The sequence below is a fragment of the Bacteroidota bacterium genome (genome assembly GCA_039821555.1).
Taxonomy (GTDB): Bacteria; Bacteroidota; Rhodothermia; order Rhodothermales; family Rubricoccaceae; genus JBCBEX01.
In genome coordinates this window covers 1-511 of record JBCBNX010000082.1, presented here as the reverse complement: position 1 = coordinate 511, position 511 = coordinate 1, and the positions used below count along the sequence as shown (strand labels likewise).

Sequence of the window (511 nt, the reverse complement as noted above, 5' to 3'; positions counted from 1 at the left end):
GGGATCGTGATCGTCTATCAGATCCTGTCCACGGACGTGGCCGACCACCTGCGCGAGTACGCGACGTTCAAGGCGATGGGCTACGGCCAGTCGTTTTTCATGGGTATCGTGTTTGAGGAGGCGATCATCCTGGCGCTCCTCGGCTTCATCCCCGGCATCGCGATTTCCCTGGCCTTTTATGTGGGCCTGTCCTCAGCGACGGGCCTGCCCATCGCGATGGACGCTGCAACCGCGCTCGCCGTCTTCGTCGGCACGCTGGTGGCCTGTTCCGTTTCAGGTGCGGTGGCCACCCGGCGCCTGGCGCGGGCGGATCCGGCAGACCTGTTCTGATGACCGCATCTCCGATCGTGGCAGAGGGGCTGAACCATTGGTTCGGGTCAGGGGATGCCCGGAAGCAGGCGATCTGGGACGTCTCGCTGACCATCGCACGGGGCAGTCTTACGATCCTGATGGGGCCGTCCGGCTCCGGCAAGACGACGCTCCTCACCCTGATGGGCTGCCTCCGCGACGT

Annotated in this window: 2 protein-coding genes; both read left to right on the top strand. The window is 65.0% G+C overall.

Going from position 1 to position 511, the window contains the following annotated elements; genetic code table 11:
* Positions 1–330 (top strand): FtsX-like permease family protein (locus tag AAFU51_18970; GenBank protein MEO1573316.1); only part of this gene is annotated, 330 nt, incomplete at its 5' end.
* On the top strand, positions 330–511 hold a 182-nt coding region (locus AAFU51_18965; GenBank protein ID MEO1573315.1), incomplete at its 3' end, for an ATP-binding cassette domain-containing protein. The genes AAFU51_18970 and AAFU51_18965, both read left to right, overlap by 1 nt.